Genomic DNA, 20,161 nt, shown 5'->3' on the forward strand with positions numbered 1-20,161 from the left:
CATCTGCTTCGATCGCACTGGCCAAGGCCAAGCCCAGTTTTTCAGGGATCGCCGCGGGAAACCGCAAGGCGCCGTCCAGCACGCGGTGCAGCACCACGAATTTCAAGATCTTGGAGCGTTTCGGAGCCGGAGCATTTGCAAATAACGCCGCCACCGCCGCGCCTGCATTGCGATACACGCCAATCCGAACCGCTTCGGCTGCCAGACGCGCGCGCTCATAAAAGCTAAGACCGGCCCGGATCTCGTTTTCCTCGATCATGGCCACATAGGCATCTGATGCGGTTTCAGGCGCACGGATCATCGCCAGCACATCCGACTGGCCCAAACGCCTCAGGGCTTCGATCCGGCGCCACCCTGAAATCAGCCCATACCGCCCCTCGGCCAAGGCCACGACTTCGACGGGCGTTTGCTGTCCACGTGCCGCCAGACTTTGGGTCAAGGCGTCCATGTCCTCATCCGCCAGCACCAATCGATCCCGAACCAGATGATCGACTTCGATGGCCGCAATCGGCAGAGCCTGCACCAAGCGCCCTTCGCGCCGCGCGGTCTCTAACACGCCTGCAACCTCTTCAAAGGCCGCCTGTGACGCCGCCTGCGAGGCCACATCCGCAATCGGGGGCGGACTGCGCCGCACACCGGCCCAGCCATCCTTGAACGCTTTGGTCTCAAGCCCTGCAGGCACTTCAAGCTGTGCCGGAGCCAAACGTTTGCGTTTTGCCATAACTATGTTCCTCCTCAGAGCCGTGCCTGCCAATTAGAGTCTGTTACGCGGCCCCTGCATCCTCTTTTGCATCGCGACGCCACGCCCCGATCAGCAGTTTTTTGAACGCGGCATAGGTTTCATCAAACGTGGCCCGTCCACGCGCATAGGTTTCGCGATTGAAATCCCGGTAATCCGCCTCGTAAATCCCATGAACGGTTTCGCCTGCCTGACCAATCAAGGCGGTATAATCCTGCCGGTAGGGGCACAGGGTTGGCCCCAGATAGGCCTGGATCAACGCCGCCATCTCGGCCTGCTGTGCGCCGTCAAAGCGTGTGATGACCGCCTGCACCGCATCCCATTCAAACCGCAGCTCTTCGCGCCCCAAGGCGCGTGCGGCCATGTTCTCGCCCTCTTCGATGGACTGAAAGGTCGAATGCAGCATGTCGAAAAACCGGCCCGTGCTGTCAAATTCCACAAAGGACGCGCCCATCGGCACCAACAAGATATCCGCCGCAGCCAAACCATTGATCGTCAAATACCCAAGGGCAGGGGGCGTATCGAGAAAGACGATGTCATATTCATCCAGCACCCCATCCGCCGCCAGTATATCCGACAGCGCATCCCATAGCTTCCAACCGCGTGCCGCCATCCGCCAGACCGGGATTTGGAATTCGGACCAATACAGGTTCAGCTGTGCCCCGATCAGATCAATATTGGGCCAATGCGTTTTCTGGATGATGTCAGGGGCCCGCACCCCCAAGGCCTCGCTAAGCGTCTCATCAAGGGGTTGGGGCGGCTCTCCACGGTCCAGACGGCGCTGATTGTCCGCGCGCAAGTGTTCGCCGTAGTGACGCGCCAAAAGCGGAAACACGGTTTGCCATTCATCCTCGATGCGCGCGCCAAAGATCGACGTCATCGATCCCTGACTGTCCAGATCGATCATCAACACCTTATAGCCATCCAGCGCCGCCGACATGGCCAGATGCGCACAGGTGGATGTTTTCCCGACCCCGCCTTTGAAATTGGCCACAGCCACAACCTTGGCCGGCTGTCCCTTGGGGCGATAGGGCAAGTATTCTTTGGTTTTTGATCCTTCGGCCCCGAAATGAGCCCGCAGGCGCAGGACCTCGTCCAATGTGAACCACTTGGCCCCGCCATCAGTTTCAGTCACCCCTTGGGGCAAATCCAGGTTCTGGCGCAGCACGCGGCGAAAATGGGCGGGCGCCACGGGGATCAGGTATTTCGTGATCTCCCATGTTGAAAAGCGCCGCAGATGCCGCTGGCCCAGATCATCCAAACCGCGTCCGGCCAGATCGCTTCTGCCTTGTTGGCAAGCGGCTGCAATCCGTGCAAAATCACCCGTAGAGCTGGGTTCATCCATCGCCGCCATCGCGGAATCGGCGTTGATATTGAAATATGGTGGGAGGTCTGAACTGCTCATCGCACCCTCTGTGTATCGTGTTTTTGGTAGAGTACCCTAAAACACGTCACATGCAAGCATATACATCTCACCTCTAGCCTTTTCTAAGCAAATCAAGGGGTTATGCAGGTGGTATGGCGTCTGTCTGGATACGGACATTTACGGTGTATCTGTTATATTGTTGTTATTTAATTAGTTACGGGTCTTTGACGAATTCTCTAAGTCATTGATATTAAAACGATCCAGAGCTTTTTTTTGAACCTGGGCGACTCTGAACCCCCGATAGGGTGACTCTGATCCCTCGAATGACCGACTCTGATCCCCCGATGGAAACCGATGAAAACGTGAAGGCTTGTGGACAGAATCGCGGCGAGGTCTTAGCGTTGGGTGTTAATGAAACGACGAAACCCTGACAGAGGCGAAAACGCCCAAGGGTAAAGAGGCGAGCAGGCCATGACAGCAGCAGTAACCCCGGGCAGGGGGGGTGCGTTGGGACGCGCGGTGGACGATTTTTTCGTCTGTGATTTCTTTGCGGCCGTGCCCAAACATGATCTGGCCTCGATGGAGCATCCGCTGTTTTCGCTGTCCACACGTCCGGATCGGCGGATCCTGAATTACGTGCACAATGATGTCGAAGTCACCGTGACCCCGTCCGTGAAAGGGCGCGCGACAATCTTTGATGCGGACATTCTGATCTTTTGTATCAGTCAGCTGATGGCGGCGCTGAATGCGGGGCGGCCCGTAGCGCGCAATCTGACGCTGACGGCGCATGATCTGTTGATTGCAACGGGGCGTGAAACCAGTGGCGACAGTTATCGACGTCTGCGCGATGCGTTCGAACGTCTGGCAGGCACGCGCATCACCACCAATATCGTGACCGGTGACAAGGACACGACATCCGGGTTTGGATTGATCGAAAGCTGGCAGATCGTGCGGCGCACGCGAGCCGGGCGCATGGTCAGTGTCAGCGTCACGCTCAGTGAATGGTTATATCGTGCGGTGCTGTCCAAAAGCGTGCTGACGCTGAGCCGAGAATATTTTTCCCTGCGTCGCCCGCTGGAACGGCGGCTGTACGAATTGGCGCGCAAACATTGCGGGCGCCAGCCGGAATGGCGGGTGTCGGTGGAAACGCTGCTTAAGAAAACCGGGTCGGCCAGCCCGCGCCGGGTGTTTCGGGCGATGGTGCGCGATATCATCAAGCAGGGGCATTTGCCCGATTACGACCTGACCGAAGAGCCGGGTGATTTGATTGTGGTGCGCCCGCAGGTGGTTGTGGAGCCGGTGGGGCCGGGCGGTCCTCAGCTTAGCATTGCGACATTGGACGCCGCGCGCGATCTGATGCCGGGTTGGGATGTCTATGCGTTAGAGGCCGAATGGCGCGCCATGTGGCACACCAGCGGCAGCCCCCGCCTGCGCAACCCGGACAAAGCCTTTCTGGGCTGGATCAAGAAACGCACCGGGTAGGGTCACCTTGCCGGACAAAACAGACACCCACACGTTGATGCTCTGCCACGGCCTAAGCTATAGAGGCGCATCATTTCTTTAGGCAGAGGATACTTTTGGATGAAGGTCTATAGTGATTTCGACTTGAGAAATTTTTGGTCAGGTGATGACTATGAACGCGACAACTACGTAGGCGCTTTGTTGCAGCCGGATTTGGTTGCGTCTGTAGAACGCGAGTTGGGATATCAACTCCCCCAAAGCTACGTCGAATTGATGAGTGTTCAGAATGGCGGAACGCCCAACAACACATGCCACGCAACTGCCGAAGAAACTTCTTGGGCCGTCGATCACGTCGCAATAAGAGGGATTTCTGCGATTGATCGGAGACCAATTTACTCGCTGTGCGGAGAGCTCGGCAGCAAGTTTATGATGAAGGAATGGGGCTACCCACCGATTGGTGTTTATTTTGCCAACTGCCCTTCGGGTGGCCATGACATGCTATGCCTTGATTACAGGAATGTTCGGGACGGCGGCGAACCAACTGTTGTTCATGTTGATCAAGAGAGCGACTATCAGATCACATTCGTCGCACGCAACTTTGAGGCTTTCGTGCGTGGTCTAAGACACGAAGACACGTTTCCGTTCGAGGACTGAAGTATTCACCAAGGATGGTAGCTCTGGGCTCAGAGCAGCCATTCGCGACCGTCCCTCCAAGCCGCATGACCGCTTTGTCGTCAGGACAGGTGGGTCAGGCTGTTGGCGGTCACCCAACCGGTTTGGTTTTGGGGATCATCCAGAAACTGGGTGACCAGATCGTCCCATTCCATACCGATATACAACCCTTCAAGCCCCGCTTCTGCGGCATTGGAAAGTTGCGAAAACAGGTTTTGATCCTTCGGCTCAACTTCTTCAAGTTTATAACTTGATGAGTTGGGCTCATTGTTGCCATTGGCGCTATGATGGCAACAACGCAGCCCGACCCCCGCAACGCCTTCCAGCCCGGCGGCCATTATCAACCCGAGGCCGACGCCCAATTCGCAGGCGGGATATTGCCTCTGATCAAACCCTGAATGTTGGTGCTTTCGGGGATGGATTGCGCATCGACACCGATGTCTGCGGTGTGGGACTTAACCGACCTTGAACTCGATTTGGAGGTGTTCCTGCTGACGTGCGTCATCGTAGAGCGCTTTAACGCGAGGGACCAAAGCGGCGACGCTTGGTGGCAGACTAGTGCCTATAGACAATTCGATGGAGTAAGGTGGCATGACGCTGTTGATATCACTCGTGATACTATCCCATAGAGCATCCAAATTTCGCCCGTGCCAACCAGGCGCACCGAGCGATAAAAGCAAAGTACTATAAAATCCATCAACGGTTTTGCATTCTGATATGTCGATGGGAATTCGCTTCATTTTAAGAGCATCGCATACGTTTCGCGCGGTTACTATGGGCTCACTGCTGCCATTTGTGTTATGATCGCTACGATGCAGCGGAAGGCGCCCCAGCCCCTATGTGATCCCAAGCAACATTGGCTTTTTAAAACGCATCCCCTTCCGGGCGTGGATGATCTGGGTGGGTGTTGCGGAACAGGGCTGCCAGACGCTGGGCTTCGCCGTCGATGGCAAAATCCGCTTCGACTTGTGCGCGGCCCGCTTTGCCCATGATCGCGCGGCGGGCGGGGTCTTGGGCCAGTGTGACGATGGCGCGGGCCAATGCATCAACGTCTCCGGGGGCCAGAACAAAGCCGCTGGTGCCGTCTTGGACCAGTTCGGCCACACCGGCCACACGGGTGGCGATCACTGGGATTTGGCTGGCCATCGCCTCCATCAACACCACGGGCACGCCTTCGGCAAAGCTGGGCAAAACCATCATGTCCGAGCGGGCCAGAATATCGGCCACGGCGTCTTGGGTTTGGTATCCGGCAAAGGTCACAGCATCCCCCAACGGGGCGGCTGCGGTTTCTAATGCGGCGCGATCCGGGCCGTCCCCCACAAGGGTCAGGCGCAGATCGGGCACGGTTTCGCGGGCGGTTTGAAACGCATCAAACAGCAGGCGCACGCCTTTGACGGCAGCCAGACGCCCGACAAAGACGATCTCGGGGGCGGTATTGAGGGCTTTCGCGGGGGCATATCGGCTGGGCTCGACACCGCAATGGATGATTTTCAGCTTGTCCCAATGGTCAGGGTGCGCGGCCAGCATTGCCTGACTGCGGGCGTAATAGCTGATGCAGGACACAAATGCAGCGCGTGCGACCTTGAGATCCAGCCGCCAGCGGGCGGGGTCGGTCAGGTCAGATGGTCCATGCAAGGTAAAGCTGAAGGGGATATTGGCCAGTTCTGCGGCCAGCATCGTCACCGTGGTCGAGGCGTTGGCGAAATGCCCATGCAGATGTGTGATGCCGGTGGTTTGCAAATGACGGGCCAGCACGGTGGCTTCGGCAAAGTAGATCAGTTGATAGAGGGCGGCTTTGATTCCTGGTGCGCGCATGCTCCAGGCCCGACGTAGGGCGCTGAAATAGGTTTTGGGTTGGGTCAATGCGGGCTTTTGGGCGGCCAACAGCGCCTTTGGGTTGCGCGCGGTGTTCAGCACGTGAAAGGTGCGCTTGCCTTCGGCCGCTTCGGCGTCGCCTTTGTGGTGAACCGGATCGGTGCGGCGGATGGAACAGGTTTCGACCTCAAGCCCAAGGCGGCGCAGGGCCGCGACCTCGCGCAGGATGAACGTATGCGAAACCGCCGGATACTCAGCGGCCAGATAAGCGATACGTGCAGGGGCGGTGTGTGACATGACTTCCGAATACATAAAAAAACGCCCTGCTTATGCGGGGCGCTTGCGACGAAGTAAAGCCTGAGGGTCGTGATGATTAGGGCAGTTCATAGGCCCCGATGGACGGATAGGCGGGTCTGACCCGACCCAACATGTCGTCCACAGCGGTCAATCCGCTGAGTGCGGCGCCTACGGCAGTTGATGATGGGGTGAGCGAGGCCCGAAGGATTGATCCCTGACCACTTCCAAATTCTGGGCGTATGTAAGGTTCATTCATTACAGGCACGATGACACGAGTGCTGCCACCGGCCCACTTCACTGCGCTGGTGTTGGTGATCGTTATCTCCGTATCACTGAAGCTGAACGAGAAGTCCTCTGGGGCTCGATGTGCACCCACGTAAAGCTCCGGCTGATATCGCGGATCGGTACTACTTTCCGTGAAATCAGCACGCGTGAACCCACCGGTGAAATGAGAGTAAGGCACCGACATTGACTGCCCCGGTGCAACGTCTTCAGTCAGTTTATCTGGAACCGGATTGAAGCGGTCGCGATAGTCGGTATAGCGCGGCACAAAGAGTATCGACGTATCAATGTCGTGTGGTGTTTCACCAACATTAGGGCGATAACGAATGTTGTTCTCTTCTGTTACGTCCGCGAACGGAGTAGCACCCGTCTGCTTCACAGTAGGCAGCATGCCAGAAGTAGACGTCTCATCTGTATCCGAGAAGTCTATGAAGGTGTTGTTATACGCCTTGATGGGGGCTGCAAGAGCTTCCGGCGTGGTATCTAAAGAGGTTCCCGTGTAGGTCTCTAGTCTCAACCAAGTACCGGCCTTAATCGTACCAAAGATAGTCCGATCTGCGATTTTAGGTTGGATAAAGATAGAATTCCGAAGGGTCATACCACCAAAGCGGATATTCGCAATCTCTGGGCTGAAGTAGCCTCCGATAACGTGGCATTTGTCCACGATCCCGTTACAAGCAACCGGAGCGTGAGACCGGAGCGCCGTCAGGGCTAGGGCTTGGTTCGGGCTTTCCACAAAAGTCCGCTGCATATTCAACTTAGCTTCGGGGTCAGACACTTGGTTCCAACGGAAGCCGGGTTGTGGTGTGTGCATGCCAACAGTGTTAGGGAACCAGCCACTCCGGCTAAAGAAGTCACAAGCGTCAATAACTTGGCCCTTGCCTGCCTGAATACGAATAGGCCCATGTGCGTTATGGCCAATGCCCTTAACGCCACCTGAGAGCGCATTTACATCCTGTGCAATCAAGCAACCAACAACTCCGTGGCTGGATGCCCGGTCAGCATAAATGCCGAAGTTATTCCAGTTTGTGATTGTTGTGTCGCTGATAATGTTAACGTGATCTGTAACAACATCATCGGGTACGGGTGTCGTGTAAGCGATGCTCTGGTCAGCAACCATCGTGCCGAAGCCTGAGCATACACAGTCATGCACCAAGAGGGATGTGCAGCGATCTGGCCGGTTGATTATCAAGTTAATTAGACCATCAACAGGTTCCTCAGTTCGTGTATCCCACACACCTTCAAATTCGATGCCTGAGAAATTGATGTCAGTCATTTTTCCCGGTGCATCTTTGCTTGTCCGGTCCTCGAACACGGCCAGCCGGCCCGTGCCCGTCTCCTCAATGGCTTGGACGACTGGACGTGCAGCATCCCCTGACCCTGCACACCAATAGACGTTTTTCCAGTGAGACCGCATCTGTGCACCAATAAAGTTGGGATAAACTTTGCCTCGGTTCAGCATAATGCGGAAGTAGTCCAGGTCACTCGTGTTTTGACCAGTGCGTTTAAAGGCAGCTTGCAGATCATCAAACAGCTGTGCTCCGGCGGGTGCGCCTGAGAAATCTCCGTCCGGATCGACATAGAGCGTCCGAAAGCCTGGAAACTGGCTGTCCGGATCACCAACAGTCACGTCCAGAGTGGCTTGGGCAGTTTTGCCAGAGATAGGTTCGATGATGTCCATTGTGACCGTATAGGTTCCTGGAGCGTCATAGACATGTGTGGCAAGCGGCCCATAAGCGATATTGGCGTCGCGATGCTCGGGCAGAATATGCTCGGGCTTGTCATAAGTTTTGCCAGGGTCTCCGAAGTTCCAGACGTAATGAATGTCGTGGAATTGTGGATCATAGGTTCCCGTTGCAGAGCTGGGCCCTGGAGTGTCGAAGTTTTCAAGAACAACCTCGAAATTCATACCTTCAGGGGCGACCTGTAGATCACTGCGGTGCACTTGAATGGTCGCGTTGGGCCCATTTGCGCCCCAACCTTTGGATCCAGTCTGTGCTTCGCGCGCGCCTGCGGTTAGGTACACGGAATCGTGGGTCGAAAGTCCAAAAAAACCAAAACGTGCCATTTTACCTGCTCCTTTATACTCAGGTCTTTGCCTGGTGTCGTATTTCTTAGGTGAGCGAGATTCCACGACCTCCGAGCCGTGTGATGCTGCGCTGATAAATGGCCCCCATTTCGACAGTGTCCATATAGCTGTTTGATATCATCCATTCAGCACATTCGAAATCATTTGTGAAACCTGTGGTGTAGTTTGCACTACCCAGACATAGCATCTGTGACGGTAGAACACCGCGCCCCGGAGTACCACTGATTATCTGCGCTCCGGATTGATCCCCGAGCATCGGGCACAAGAACCAGCGTATCGTGAGGATGCGCGGCCTTATAATCGATGCTGAATTGTAGGGCGAGACCCATGAATGACGCATTGCCATTGTGATGATCCAACAGATGGTCTGCGGCAACCAATTCACCATTGCTGCCGCCCGATGCGCGCCCTTCCCGGGCGACTTGAAAGGTACCGGATGGATATCCAGCGCCGTCGTCAAATGTGTCCCAACCCACCATGTTTGATTGTTCCAGAAAGCTGAAAGCAATCGTCTTGCCTTGTGCCACCACAGTGTCTGAAACCAAGGTTAGGATGTCGCGGTCCGGCTGCGTGGCCGTGATGGAACAAGCCAGCGTTTGACCGACATCTGCTTGTGTCACCACATAGCTTGGGGCGATCGCACCGGGAATGCCACTGCCATTGCTGCAGCTGTTGTCCCGGTGGCCCACACACGTGTGGCCCTGATCGGAAAGGCCCCACCGGCTGCAATGTAAATCGTTTCGGTTTCCCCGCCCGTGGTCGTCAGGCGGACATACCCGCTTTGCCCGACATTGATGGCCCGACTGACAAAGGTCAGATCGACCGTGTCATTGGAGGTCACTGCAACGAGATGTGTGGCCGGGCTTTCAAGACCCGGTGCGTAATTAGCGAATGTATCAGCCAATGGAATAATTCCCTTCCCTGAGATAGCAGCATCCGAGAGAACGGATGCGACGCGTGGAAGGTCTTTTAAAAGCCTTAATACCGCCCTAGACCTGCGAACGTTGCGGATTACTTTGATGCGGCCTACGCATGCCTATGAGGGGCTTATCTTGCAGGATCCGTTGTCTCTGAGGGGACATTTGGTGTAAGACGGCACCTAGGCAGGCCGTGGATTTAAGTCTGCAAGGTATTTTGTTTATAATACAGAGGGTTGGATCGCCTGCCATGGCTAATTCAGTTGCGACACTTGCCTTGTTTTCTTGGCCTGTTGTTATCTTGATCCTCTTCCAGAAATTTGACCGCCCCCTGGCTGTGATGTTGGGTTTTTTGGGTGGGTTTCTGTTGTTGCCGGTCGAAGGGGGGATCGATTTCCCCTTGTTGCCATCATTCGACAAGTACTCGATTCCATCGCTTGCGGTACTGGCTTTTGTCTACATACTGCGGCCCAAATCAAGTGATCCGGCATCGTTACCAGGCCTGTTCCCAGCCGGGGTTTTGCCCAAATTGCTGATTGCGGGCGTCGTTATCGGTAGTTTCCTGACCGTGCTGACCAATCAGGATTCGTTGTCTTATGGGCCGCGCTACATTCGTGGACTCCAGATTTATGATGCGTTTTCCTTTGTTATGCAGACTGGCATTATTTTGTTGCCTTTACTGTTGGCGCGCAAACTTCTGGGCCACCCCGATCAACAACGCCGGTTTTTGATCGTCATATGTGTTGCGGCTTTGGGGTATTCGTTGCTGGCTTTGTACGAAGTTCGTATGTCGCCACAGCTTAATCGCATGATCTATGGCTTTTTCCCGCACTCTTGGCTTCAGCATATTCGCGGAGGTGGGTACCGCCCGCTTGTATTCCTATCGCACGGACTCGTTCTGGCGGGGTTCTTTATGGGCACTATTTTGGCCGCCACGGCTCTGATGCGGATGCACAAAGGAAACCAGCGCAGCAAATATTTGTTGGCGGCGCTGTGGCTTTTCATGACGTTGGTTTTGTCCAATTCGCTGGGTGCGCTGATCTTGTCGACCCTCTTTACGCCTGTTGTGTTTTTCCTGGGCACGCGAGGTCAACTTCTTGTCGCGGCCGTTGTCGCGGTCTTGGTGATTTTTTATCCCATCAGTCGCGGCGCAGGGATCCTCCCAATCAACTGGCTTCAGACCACGGCCACCAACTTTGATGCATCTCGCGGCGCGTCTATGGGAACACGGTTATTTAACGAGGAACGTCTGCTGGATCATGCTTCCAAACGCCCTCTGTTCGGTTGGGGCGGCTGGGGGCGCAATAGGGTCTATGAAGAAAACGGCGCCAACACGACCATCACCGATGGCTATTGGACGATTGCCATCACAGGGGGCGGCTGGGTGCGATATCTGTCTGAATTCATGTTGCTTGGTTTGCCAGTTGTATTGCTTTTCTTGCGCCGGCGACGATATGAGATTGGACCAGAAGGGGCGGCGATGGCCTTGATCACTGCGGTCTGGATGACTGAACTTGTCCCGAATGCATCCCTGACCACGGCCCTTTGGATGGCGGCGGGGTCTTTGTGGGGACGTCTGGAATATGCCCGTGTCACTGAGAGCGGTCCGGTAGAGGCCGAAACCGATTTGATCGACTCCGACTCTCCCTATACGCGGATGCCACATAAATACCGCCGGCGAGGCACAAAAGGGCTGGCGCCGGATATGATACCCGGCTCATCATATGCCCGCAGCCTCAGGACCAATTTGTCCAAAAGTTCATGACCCAAGATATGTCTCCCCCGCAAATCTCGGTTTCGATTATCAATTACCGAACCGCCGAGATGACCCTTGATTGTGTCCGTTCTGTTCTGCAGGCGGCGGCAGATGTGCCTGATATCACCATTCACACATATGTCGTTGATAACGCATCCGGGGATGGATCTGCCGATAAGATTGAAGACTGGATCACCGCAGAAGATGTCAGTGCACAGGTGACCTTGATCCGCTCGCCAACGAATTCCGGCTTTTCTCACGGTCACAATCAGGGCATCACCGCCAGCCGCAGCGATTTTGTTCTCGTGCTGAATTCGGATGCATTGCTACGTCCGGGCTTTTTTGCCCCACTGCTCGCAGCCACACAGGAATATCCTAAGGCTGGGCGTTTTGTCCCACGTCTGGAAGAGGCAGATGGTACCCCTCAAGTTAGTTGCTTTCGCTGGCACACAGCCTTCAGTGAACTGATCCGCGGGGCGCAAAGCGGGCCCGTCACGCGTGCGTTTGCCCGCTGGAACGTGCCCTTGTCGTTTGACCCAAAGCCAACCGATATTAACTGGGTTAGTTTTGCCTGCGTTCTGCTGCGCCGCGAAATGATCGATGCAATTGGGCTTATGGACGAGGGCTATTTCCTCTATTTCGAAGATTGCGAATACAATCTGCGCGCCGCACGCGCAGGATGGTCACCCGCTTTGGTGTCGCAGGCACAGGCCGCCCATGTGGGAGGAGGCAGCGGCACGCTGGTGTCATCTCAGAAAGCGCGTGCACGTCTGCCTGAATATTACTGGCGTTCACGCTCGCGGTTTTTCTATCAGGCACATGGTCGTTTGGGGCTGCTGGCCGCTAATCTGTGCTGGACGGCTGGATGGGCACTGGCGCGCTTGCGTCATCTGATCCGGCGGAGACCGCCAACGGCAACGATTGGGGAACCTATAGACATCTGGACCGGCTTCACAGCCCCCTTGGCAGCGGATGGGCGCCCGGGATCATGACGACATCACCGCAAACGGATATCGGGATCATAGTGATTGGGCGCAATGAAGGCGAACGGTTGATCCGTTGCCTAGAGGCGCTGACCGGAGCAGGGCGTAAAATTGTCTATGTGGATTCCGGATCAAATGATGGCAGCTTGGACGCGGCACAGGCCCGCGGCGCCGAAACAATTGCCTTGGATATGTCCATTCCCTTTACGGCTGCGCGCGCCCGCAACGAAGGGGTGGCGCGCCTCAAAGAGATCGCCGACCCGGCCTATATCCAGTTCATTGATGGTGATTGTGAGATGGACCCGAATTGGTTGACCACAGCGTCGACCTTTCTGGATACACATCCTGATGCGGCGGTTGCCTGTGGCCGTCTGCGCGAACGGTTTCCGGATGCCACCCTTTACAACTGGCTTTGTGATCAAGAATGGAATGGCCCCACTGGGCAGGTCAAAGCCTGCGGTGGGATTGCGATGATCCGCAGTAACGCTTTCGTAACGATTGGCGGATTTAACGCCCAAATGATTGCAGGCGAAGAGCCCGAATTATGCGTGCGGTTGCGGGCCGCGGGTTGGGATATCTGGCGTTTGCCCGATGAAATGGCCTTACACGACGCGGCCATGACACGGTTTGGTCAATGGTGGCGCCGGGCGCGCCGGGGCGGATTCACCTATGCGGAAGGGGCTGCCATGCACGGGCACCCGCCCGAACGACACAAGGTGGGGGCATTGCGCTCTGCACTGCTTTGGGGGGCGGGGGTGCCGATGTTGACCCTGCTGGGCCTACTCATTAGCCCTCTAAGCCTCGTGTTGCTTTTACTCTGGCCGTTGCAGGTCATACGCCTTGCCCGCAAGGGTATGGGGTGGACCCGCGCCAGTTTTCTGGTGATCGCCAAACTGCCCGAGGCCTTGGGCGCCATACAATATTTCATAGCCCGGTTGCGCGGCCAGCGTACAGGATTGATCGAATACAAATCTGGGGCGTCCACATGACATTTGGCGCATTATTCCCTGACACAGCGATAGCTTCTCGAGTGACGTGGTCATGGTTGTGGCCAGTTCTTGGATTGGCCTTTCTGGCGCGTCTGGCGCTTGCCTTTTGGGGGGATGTGCCGGTGCATCCCGACGAGACCTATCAGTATCATGAACAGGCCTTTCGTGTGGTGCATGGTTATGGGTTTGTTCCTTGGGAATATTCTGCAGGCATTCGGTCCTGGTTGATCCCCGGTCTCTTGGCGGGCCTACTTTGGACTGGCAATCTGGTGGGGATCGACACCCCGGCTGAGATCGGCACGCTGGTCGAAACCACTTTATGCCTAATCAGTCTGGTGTTACCTGTCGGACTGTATCGCCTGACGCAAGGTGTTGCTTCGGAACGCGCCGCGATCGTGACTTTTTTATTCGGCTGTTTCTGGCATCATTTTCTCTATTATGCGCACAAACCTATGCCCGATATTCTGGCCACATATGCCTTGATCTGGATGCTGGTTCTGATGCTGCGCGCCCCGACATCTGCGCGATTGTGGATGGCCGGCCTGTTGTCTGGATTGGCGCTTACTCTGCGCTACCAAATTGTCCCGGCTTTGGGGCTGTTGAACCTCTTTGCCTTGATGCGCTTGCGTCAGGGATATTTACCCATGTTCCTTGGAAATCTAGTGGCGCTGTTGGCAGCGGGCCTGCTGGATCTGGTGACATGGGGTGGTTTTTTGTCCTCGTTCATCGATAATTTCCGAATAAATTTCATGTACGATATCGCTTCGAATTTCGGTACGGCTCCGATTGAGTTCTATGCCAAGCGTTTTGGTGCAGAAACCGGCGGTTTGGTTCTTTTGACCGCTGCAGGCTGTGTCGTGCTCTGGCCCCGCTTTTGGCCAGTGATCGTGTCTGTGGGTACCTGCGTCGCCTTCCTGCATATCCCGGCACATAAGGAATTTCGGTTTGTCACCTGTGCCATACCTTTTGTGGTGATGGCGGCTGCTGTGATTGCGTGTCATCCACGTTTACCAGCAGTTTTGGCGCCTGCGTTTGTGCTGTTTTGGGGGGCGGGGGTCAGCCTTGTGTTTGTGGCCAGCTATACTGGGGTCGGAGCCCCCTTGGGGCATTATCAAGAGACGGCACGTCATGGGATCACTCTGATGCGTGCAGCCCGTGACACCGGATGGGTGACAGGCGTTGATATCCGCACCCTTGGCCTGACGATTGAACATCTGGGGGGATATTCCACGCTTGGACAAACCGCCCGGCTTCATATCGGATTGGATCGACCCGGTGACCGGGCCGCGATCTCACATATCATCGCGCAAGCTTCAGCGCCGCCGCCAAGTGGATTTACGAAATTGGCGCAATCCGGGCCGTTTACCCTGTGGCAATCACAAACAGACGAGCCCAGACCAGCACTAGATCTTCAAAGCCTGTATTGGCCCATCCCTGACAAGATCAACCAGAACTTTGAGCCGTACGGTAGCAAAAGCCCGATGGCCCAGCGTTAAGCTGCACCCACCCTCCTGAACGCTACAGAAGCCCTTTGTAGCTGGATGTATCTGATTGTCTTGACTGTTCTGTGAAATCCCAAAAGCGCGCCGCGAACCGCAGCCAGATACTGCGAAACATGCCTTTTTCAGCTTCAGATTTTTCTACTGAAAAAAATATTCTAGGAGAAATGATTTTCATCATAGTTCAATGCCTTACATAAAAATCTCTGCCGGATAGTTCAAAAAAGAGGGGCAGATCGGTCAATAAATGTCTTTTAATGCACATAGTTTGACAGGCAGGGCATCGTTTTTCAACGATTTCGGATGCAAGTAACTTCTGTCGGCCAAGCCTCGCTTGCAGGCGATATTATCGCTTTGCGTGGATTCTCAAGGGTTGTTGTGAGCGATAGGTGAACCGCGTAATATTCGTTATGTTAATTTTTTTAATTTACGCAGCTGGCATCAAGGCCAGGAATTCGCCTAATGCGTTGGATTTCAGGGTGAATGTCAACAGAACGATCATCAACGCAATCAGGCCAAAGCCGATATCATGGCGTAGATCCCAGCCCTGATACGGGCGCAACATCATAAGGATCAACGGATAGGTCACAAAGGCGGCAATGGCCTGGGCAAAGACCGCACCGACAATACCGTAATGCCCAATGCCAAAATACAGCGCAGCAGTTTGTACGATGGCGGTCAACAACAGGATCAGGAAAAAGCCGCGTGAATTGCCGCGTCCCATCAGCAAACTCGAATAACTGGCGATTATCACACCCGGCAGTACGGCAATGGCAAAGAATACAAGGATCGGTCCGGCTCCGTGATATTCCGGCGTATACAGAAACCGGATCATCCAGTCGCCAATTAGAGCCAGAATCAAGGTGCCGGTCATCATTGTACCGGTGATCATGGCGCGGGCTTTTGCAATGGCGCGCCGGTTTTCAGCAGATGCCTCCGTGGGGCGCTCGCGATACAGCGGCATCATCACCTGGCTGACAAGGCGCATGGTCAGCAACAGGGGGACGGACGCAAAGAAGAAAGCGATGTTGTACAAGGCCAATTCGGTGAGCGAGACGAATGTCCCAAGAATGGCACGGTCACCATTGTTGATCAGAAAGCCGCAGATTGAACTAAGGAAGATGAACTTTCCGAAATTGAACAATTCATCAAAGGCCGTGCGTTCAAATTGAAATCGGTTGGCTGGCCCTGGAAAATAACAATGGGACATTGCTACCTTGCAGCACATGCCGATAATGCCTCCCGCGACGATGGACCAGACGGACGGCCAGATCAAAACCAACCCGATGGTGACGATGATGTTGACGGCTTGAGATCCCAGTTCCAAAACAGTGGTCCGGCCCAACAGCAAATGGCGTTGCGCTGTGACCACTTTGGTCGACAGAAACCCTTGCAAGAATGCGGTCAGACCTACGGCAGGCAGTAACTGGCGTAACATCTCTTGGCCGTAAAACTCGGCTGCTGGTCCAGCAAGCGCCCATGTCATCATCCACAACAGGAAACCGCGGATCACCTGCATGGTCCAACCTGTATTCAAAAAGGCCGGATCATCGCCACGTTTGGATTGCACAATGGCTGAATTCAGTCCGATATCAGAGAACATCGCCAACCCAACTAGAAAGACCTGCACAATGGTCATCAGGCCGAAGATTTCGGGGAATAAAAGTCGGACCAGGATCAGGTTCGAAATCAGGCGAAGCAATTGCCCGCCTGCAAAATTGGCTGTGGACAGGACCGAACCACGCATGGCGCGTGCCTTCAGGCCATCGCCGTGAATCAGCCCTTGTAGACGGGCGGAAAAGCCGCGTGGCTCAGTTGAGGGGATAGACATGCAGGGCAAATCGGCCCGCGCGCAGCGATGTGCTGGCCTGCCGTCCTTGGATCAAAGTTTGAAGTGCGCCGTCCGTATCATCTTCGGGGGCTCCACGGGGATTGCGGGTGGTTTCGGAAAAAACCCAAAGGCGGGCCTTTCCGGGATGTTCTGTTGCAGCAAGCTGGGACGCGTCTGCACGCTTCACATGGGTCGACGCGAGTGCGGCATCAATCACATTCTGGGTCCAGTCACCATAGGTGAACCCATAGATACGCCCTGCCGCGAACACATCAGGCGCATACCAGCGCAAGGCCGGTTCTTGCATTTGATTGCCCAGCACCAAGATATCTTGGGTAAGGTCAAAGCCTTCAAATCCTGCGGCGACTTCAGCCAAAGGATCCTGCTCGGGGGCCGCAGGATAAAAGGACCAGGCAGCCATCAATTGCGAGACCAGTATCACCAACACACCGCCCCAACGGGCGATACGCGGCAGCGCCATCAACCCGGCCGCAAGCACCAGAATAGAAACCAGTGACCCCCAGGCCACGACCTTGGCCATGAAAATCGGTTTCCAAAAGCTGATACCAATGACCAGTGCGGGCAATCCGATGACCATTAATACACATAACCAAAAGACATGTGGCCGGTCGCGCAAAGACCAGAACCCCCAGATCAGCATCAGGCCAATAACGGGTTTCATCAATTTGGGATAGGCATAGGCCGTGGTCATCTGAGCATAGACATAAGACAGGCTGGGTTCGGGCAGCCAGAAATTAGATCCGATTGTTCCTGTGGCGTGGGCAAAGAAGGGCTGTAATGCCGGGATCAGCAGCACCAGATACAGAACGCCCGCCAGCAAGGCTTGCCCCAGAAACCGCAGGGGTAAAATGCCAAAGGCACAACAGATCAGGATCCAAAGCCCAAACAGCAACGCCACAAACGCCGCCAGAGCTTGGGTATAGAACGCCGCCGCCATGAGCACAGTAAAGGCGATCCAAAGTGGTATTGTGGATTTATGAGCTTCACCTGTGCGGGCGCGGTTGGCCAGAACCACGGCAATCCAAAGTGCGAGGGCCAGTAACAGGCTGACCAAGGCATACATGCGCAACTCGCGCCCTTGATACAGGAACATCGGGGCCGATCCGATCAGCAAGGCCGCGATCCACCCCATCTGTGGCCCACCGATGCGGCGCCCAATGGCAAAGAAAATCGCAATCACTGGCAGGATCAACACCACCTGCAAGCTGCGCACGGCTGCGACGCTGCCTCCGACCAGCCCAATCCACAGCTTTTGCAGGCCATAATAGACAGGACGATGGGTATCGAGCCCCCAATGCTCGACCATCAGGGCGTACCAATCCAGTCGCGTGAACATCAGTGTGACGTGTTCATCCCACCAAAAACTTTGCCAGCCGAGCCGAAACCACAACACCCCTGCCCCAAGGGCCAAAGCCGCCGCTAGAACGGCGCGATCACTTGCGGATATGGGTTTTACGGAAGACAAAATAACGGTTCCCTAAATAATTAAAGATCATTCCCGCCGCGATGCCACAGAGCGCTGCAAGCTGCAGACCATAGGAGATTCCCTCAAATGACCCTTCCCGCAAGATCAATGACACGCCAAAGCTGACCGCCACACCAATCGCAGAGGCGCCGACAAACCCTGCAAATTGCGCAGCAATGTTGCGATCTCGCGCATAAGAGAAGGTAAAGCGTCGGTTCAGCATAAAGTTCGTGACCACGCTGACACCAATTCCCCCCGCCAAGCACAAGGCGTCAGGTAGGCCTATCAGTTGCAACAGGCTGAGCACCAGCAGGTTCACCACAACGCCCGAGGCCCCAACAACAAGGAATTGAGCCAGATACATCGCATTGGCAAACCGGTACAAATACAGGCGGCGCAGGTGTTGGATGTATTTCAACTGTTCTTTCAGGGTCAGCTTGCTTTCCCCGTGGACCCGGTCGGTAAAGTGAATAGGCACTTCGCCAACATTGCCAAAGGCGCATTTCACGATCAGTTCCAACGCGATTTTATACCCCACAGGGTTTAAATCCTGCGCCCGGTCGAAATCAGCTTTGCGCATAGCAAAAAAGCCGGACATCGGATCGCGCACGGATGTCAGGGGGCGGGCCAGCATCGTGGCCACAACAGAATTCAGCCAACGCATAAAGCCCCAGTCATCATCCGTTGAGGCCCCCGGCACATAGCGCGAACCCACCATCATCTGTTGATCTGTGGCCAATCCCAGAACCATCTGGGGGATTTTCTCAGGGGGGTGGCTCAGGTCGCAATCCATGCAGACCAGAATAGGGTATTGTGCTGCGCTAAATCCATCGATGACGGCCCAGCTGAGCCCGCGGTTTTTCGTACGCACGATCATACGCGCCCAATCAAACCCGCTGGCTGCCACGGCTTCGACACTGCCATCCTGACTGTCATCATCCATGAACAGCACTTCGAGGGTCAGGTTATAATTCTGGCGCAGCGCATCCAGACGGTTCAGGATATGCGGAATGTTCTCCACTTCCTTGTAGGTCGGAATAATAATCGACAGGCCTGTGTTCAGACGGATTTCAGCTAAAGGCTGAGCATCCGCAGGACCGGTCTCAAATAAAGAATCTTGCATTAATGGGTTCCGTTGCGCGCAAAGTTTCGCGCCTCATAACAATTCAGGTCAACTGCAGGAAGGCATAGCGTGCAGATGGCCTGCAATATTCGCTTTTTTATGGCCATTTTGAGGATTTCAAAGCTGCTGCGGGCGTGGATCGATCAACAAAGCCATAATCCACCCGGCAACAAAACCGCCCAGATGGGTTTCCCAAGCCAGTTGGCCATCCAAGGCCCACCACATCACGAGGTTAAGCGCGCCCAAAATCAGCACCATGCGCCCCACCGGCCAGATGGCTTCGCTGAATGTGTAGCGATCAACATAGGCCCAAGCCAACAAGCCCCCTGCCAGCCCAAACAATGCCCCCGACGCCCCCACCATGGGCAGAAAGAAAACCGCCCGATCCGCCAACAACACAAATCCAATGCCGCCGCCAAACTGTGCCACCGCATACAGCAGAACCAGCCCTTTTGCCCCCACACGGTCCAGCACCGCACTGCCAAGTGACCATAGGGTGACCATATTGGCGACCACATGCAAAACGCCACCATGCAAAACACCGTATGTCAGGAACATGATCCAAGGCTGCGCTGGATAATTGGCAGGCCAGTCTTTCCAAAGCCCCGCCCAGAACCCACCGTAATCATACGCCAAGGTGCGCAAACGTTGTGGCCCGACAATGCCTTGGTCGCTCAGCCATAATATCGCTTCGATCACAAGGCACAGCGCAATGAGGATGATCAGGAATGACCGCCCTTTGGGGGGCTGCGTTTCGGACATGTCCGCAGGCTCTGAAGCAGAGGTCTCTTGTGGATCAGAATGAGAACCGGATTCCGAAGCAGTCATAAGGCCAGAGTGTTCAAAGGACGCACCT

The 20,161-nt window shown here is 55.3% G+C and carries 17 protein-coding genes; 6 read left to right on the top strand and 11 right to left on the bottom strand.

Going from position 1 to position 20,161, the window contains the following annotated elements; translation table 11 throughout:
• Together ABJI08_RS20565 and ABJI08_RS20570 are read right to left on the bottom strand one after the other, a co-directional pair.
• A partial coding sequence (locus tag ABJI08_RS20565) for a ParB N-terminal domain-containing protein (RefSeq protein WP_348403731.1) occupies window positions 1-721 on the bottom strand: 721 nt, incomplete at its 3' end.
• 43 nt (window positions 722-764) lie between these two features.
• Window positions 765-2,144: an AAA family ATPase gene (locus ABJI08_RS20570; protein ID WP_348398750.1), complete on the bottom strand. Its 1,380-nt coding sequence runs from the start codon at window positions 2,142-2,144 to the stop codon at window positions 765-767.
• 432 nt (window positions 2,145-2,576) lie between these two features.
• Here ABJI08_RS20570 and ABJI08_RS20575 point away from each other — a divergent pair, with 432 nt between their 5' ends.
• Window positions 2,577-3,587: a replication initiator protein A gene (locus ABJI08_RS20575; RefSeq protein WP_348398760.1), complete on the top strand. Its 1,011-nt coding sequence runs from the start codon at window positions 2,577-2,579 to the stop codon at window positions 3,585-3,587.
• A 99-nt stretch (window positions 3,588-3,686) separates the two neighbouring features.
• Window positions 3,687-4,220 carry an SMI1/KNR4 family protein gene (locus ABJI08_RS20580; protein WP_348398761.1) on the top strand — a complete coding sequence of 178 codons (534 nt, stop codon included), beginning with the start codon at window positions 3,687-3,689 and terminating at the stop codon, window positions 4,218-4,220.
• A gap of 80 nt (window positions 4,221-4,300) precedes the next feature.
• Here the strand turns inward: ABJI08_RS20580 and ABJI08_RS20585 are convergent, their stop codons facing one another.
• The 5 genes from ABJI08_RS20585 to ABJI08_RS20605 form a co-directional block, all read right to left on the bottom strand.
• Window positions 4,301-4,600 (bottom strand): hypothetical protein, encoded by a 300-nt coding sequence (locus ABJI08_RS20585; RefSeq protein WP_348403732.1) that lies wholly within the window; start codon window positions 4,598-4,600, stop codon window positions 4,301-4,303.
• Between the two features lie 502 nt (window positions 4,601-5,102).
• Window positions 5,103-6,365, bottom strand: a complete 1,263-nt coding sequence (locus tag ABJI08_RS20590) for a glycosyltransferase family 4 protein (protein ID WP_348403733.1) — start codon at window positions 6,363-6,365, stop codon at window positions 5,103-5,105.
• 61 nt (window positions 6,366-6,426) lie between these two features.
• Window positions 6,427-8,700 (bottom strand): hypothetical protein, encoded by a 2,274-nt coding sequence (locus ABJI08_RS20595; protein WP_348403734.1) that lies wholly within the window; start codon window positions 8,698-8,700, stop codon window positions 6,427-6,429.
• Between the two features lie 191 nt (window positions 8,701-8,891).
• Window positions 8,892-9,341, bottom strand: coding sequence for a hypothetical protein (locus ABJI08_RS20600; protein WP_348403735.1), 450 nt, complete (start codon window positions 9,339-9,341; stop codon window positions 8,892-8,894).
• Complete coding sequence (locus ABJI08_RS20605) at window positions 9,338-9,625, bottom strand: hypothetical protein (RefSeq protein ID WP_348403736.1); 288 nt, start codon at window positions 9,623-9,625, stop codon at window positions 9,338-9,340. The genes ABJI08_RS20600 and ABJI08_RS20605 overlap by 4 nt, the downstream gene beginning before the upstream one ends.
• A gap of 353 nt (window positions 9,626-9,978) precedes the next feature.
• Here ABJI08_RS20605 and ABJI08_RS20610 point away from each other — a divergent pair, with 353 nt between their 5' ends.
• Genes ABJI08_RS20610 through ABJI08_RS20625 form a run of 4 tightly spaced genes read left to right on the top strand, consistent with a single transcriptional unit; the run spans window position 9,979 to window position 14,862 of the window.
• Complete coding sequence (locus ABJI08_RS20610; RefSeq protein WP_348403737.1) at window positions 9,979-11,403, top strand: O-antigen ligase family protein; 1,425 nt, start codon at window positions 9,979-9,981, stop codon at window positions 11,401-11,403.
• 8 nt (window positions 11,404-11,411) lie between these two features.
• Complete coding sequence (locus tag ABJI08_RS20615) at window positions 11,412-12,386, top strand: glycosyltransferase family 2 protein (RefSeq protein WP_348403738.1); 975 nt, start codon at window positions 11,412-11,414, stop codon at window positions 12,384-12,386.
• Window positions 12,383-13,366, top strand: a complete 984-nt coding sequence (locus ABJI08_RS20620; RefSeq protein ID WP_348403739.1) for a glycosyltransferase — start codon at window positions 12,383-12,385, stop codon at window positions 13,364-13,366. Before ABJI08_RS20615 ends, ABJI08_RS20620 begins: the two co-directional genes overlap by 4 nt.
• Window positions 13,363-14,862: a hypothetical protein gene (locus ABJI08_RS20625; protein ID WP_348403740.1), complete on the top strand. Its 1,500-nt coding sequence runs from the start codon at window positions 13,363-13,365 to the stop codon at window positions 14,860-14,862. Before ABJI08_RS20620 ends, ABJI08_RS20625 begins: the two co-directional genes overlap by 4 nt.
• Before the next feature lie 430 nt (window positions 14,863-15,292).
• On the opposite strand, the gene ABJI08_RS20630 is transcribed toward ABJI08_RS20625, so the two are convergent.
• The 4 genes from ABJI08_RS20630 to ABJI08_RS20645 all read right to left on the bottom strand — a co-directional run bounded on the left by ABJI08_RS20630 (window position 15,293) and on the right by ABJI08_RS20645 (window position 20,133).
• A complete protein-coding gene (locus ABJI08_RS20630; protein ID WP_348403741.1) occupies window positions 15,293-16,696 on the bottom strand; it encodes an oligosaccharide flippase family protein in 1,404 nt (467 codons plus the stop codon).
• A complete protein-coding gene (locus tag ABJI08_RS20635; RefSeq protein WP_348403742.1) occupies window positions 16,677-18,053 on the bottom strand; it encodes a hypothetical protein in 1,377 nt (458 codons plus the stop codon). Before ABJI08_RS20635 ends, ABJI08_RS20630 begins: the two co-directional genes overlap by 20 nt.
• A gap of 97 nt (window positions 18,054-18,150) precedes the next feature.
• Window positions 18,151-19,305: a glycosyltransferase family 2 protein gene (locus ABJI08_RS20640; RefSeq protein WP_348403743.1), complete on the bottom strand. Its 1,155-nt coding sequence runs from the start codon at window positions 19,303-19,305 to the stop codon at window positions 18,151-18,153.
• Between the two features lie 117 nt (window positions 19,306-19,422).
• On the bottom strand, window positions 19,423-20,133 hold the full coding sequence (locus ABJI08_RS20645) for a rhomboid family intramembrane serine protease (RefSeq protein ID WP_348403744.1): 711 nt from the start codon (window positions 20,131-20,133) through the stop codon (window positions 19,423-19,425).
• Between the last annotated feature and the right edge of the window lie 28 nt (window positions 20,134-20,161).

This window comes from Shimia sp. (genome assembly GCF_039969785.1).
Lineage (GTDB): Bacteria > Pseudomonadota > Alphaproteobacteria > Rhodobacterales > Rhodobacteraceae > Shimia.

Bases quoted from the DNA above. Each gene is read 5' to 3' on its own strand.
- ABJI08_RS20570 (WP_348398750.1), bottom strand. From the start codon at position 2,144: ATGAGCAGTTCAGACCTCCCACCATATTTCAATATCAACGCCGATTCC.
- ABJI08_RS20575 (WP_348398760.1), top strand. From the start codon at position 2,577: ATGACAGCAGCAGTAACCCCGGGCAGGGGGGGTGCGTTGGGACGCGCG.
- ABJI08_RS20580 (WP_348398761.1), top strand. From the start codon at position 3,687: ATGAAGGTCTATAGTGATTTCGACTTGAGAAATTTTTGGTCAGGTGAT.
- ABJI08_RS20590 (WP_348403733.1), bottom strand. From the start codon at position 6,365: ATGTATTCGGAAGTCATGTCACACACCGCCCCTGCACGTATCGCTTAT.
- ABJI08_RS20595 (WP_348403734.1), bottom strand. From the start codon at position 8,700: ATGGCACGTTTTGGTTTTTTTGGACTTTCGACCCACGATTCCGTGTAC.
- ABJI08_RS20610 (WP_348403737.1), top strand. From the start codon at position 9,979: ATGTTGGGTTTTTTGGGTGGGTTTCTGTTGTTGCCGGTCGAAGGGGGG.
- ABJI08_RS20615 (WP_348403738.1), top strand. From the start codon at position 11,412: ATGTCTCCCCCGCAAATCTCGGTTTCGATTATCAATTACCGAACCGCC.
- ABJI08_RS20620 (WP_348403739.1), top strand. From the start codon at position 12,383: ATGACGACATCACCGCAAACGGATATCGGGATCATAGTGATTGGGCGC.
- ABJI08_RS20625 (WP_348403740.1), top strand. From the start codon at position 13,363: ATGACATTTGGCGCATTATTCCCTGACACAGCGATAGCTTCTCGAGTG.
- ABJI08_RS20630 (WP_348403741.1), bottom strand. From the start codon at position 16,696: ATGTCTATCCCCTCAACTGAGCCACGCGGCTTTTCCGCCCGTCTACAA.
- ABJI08_RS20635 (WP_348403742.1), bottom strand. From the start codon at position 18,053: ATGTTCACGCGACTGGATTGGTACGCCCTGATGGTCGAGCATTGGGGG.
- ABJI08_RS20640 (WP_348403743.1), bottom strand. From the start codon at position 19,305: ATGCAAGATTCTTTATTTGAGACCGGTCCTGCGGATGCTCAGCCTTTA.
- ABJI08_RS20645 (WP_348403744.1), bottom strand. From the start codon at position 20,133: ATGACTGCTTCGGAATCCGGTTCTCATTCTGATCCACAAGAGACCTCT.